This is a genomic window from Pelomicrobium sp. G1 (assembly GCF_051905455.1).
Classification (GTDB): Bacteria; Pseudomonadota; Gammaproteobacteria; order Burkholderiales; family UBA6910; genus Pelomicrobium.
This window is the reverse complement of record NZ_JBQACR010000100.1, coordinates 1-478: the sequence shown is the minus strand read 5'-3', so window position 1 is coordinate 478 and position 478 is coordinate 1. Positions and strand designations below refer to the sequence as shown.

Genomic DNA, 478 nt, shown 5'->3' with positions numbered 1-478 from the left:
CCTCGATGGTGACCTTTTGGTAATACACCGTGGTGGAAAGCAACGCCGAAAAGCCCACCAGGTCGGCCTTCTCGGCAGCCGCCGTCTCGATGAACCGGTCCGGATGAACGTCTGTCCCCAGATTGATGACCCGGAAGCCGGCGTTCTCCAGCATGATGGTCACGATGGACTGGCCGATGTCGTGCATGTCGCCGAGCACCGTGCCCATGACGAACGTTCCCAGCGGCTTCTCCGCCTTCGCCGCCAGCAGAGGGCGGATCAGGGCTAGTCCGGCTTTCATCGCCCGGGCGGTGATCAGCATCTCGGGGATGAAGATGATCTGGGCTGTAAATCGATCACCCTGGAGATTGAAGCCCGGAAACAGGCCGTCGTCCAGGATCACTTTCGGGTCGATGCCGGCCTCGATGGCTTCCCGCACCCGCTTGTCCGTGTACTTGTGGTCGCCGGTTTCCACCGCCGTCCACAGGGACTCCCACTC

The 478-nt window shown here is 61.9% G+C and carries 1 protein-coding gene; it reads right to left on the bottom strand.

Features of this window, described 5'->3' with window-relative positions; genetic code table 11:
- On the bottom strand, positions 1 to 478 hold a 478-nt coding region (locus tag ACTFO6_RS17650), incomplete at both ends, for a cobalamin-dependent protein (RefSeq protein WP_439935729.1).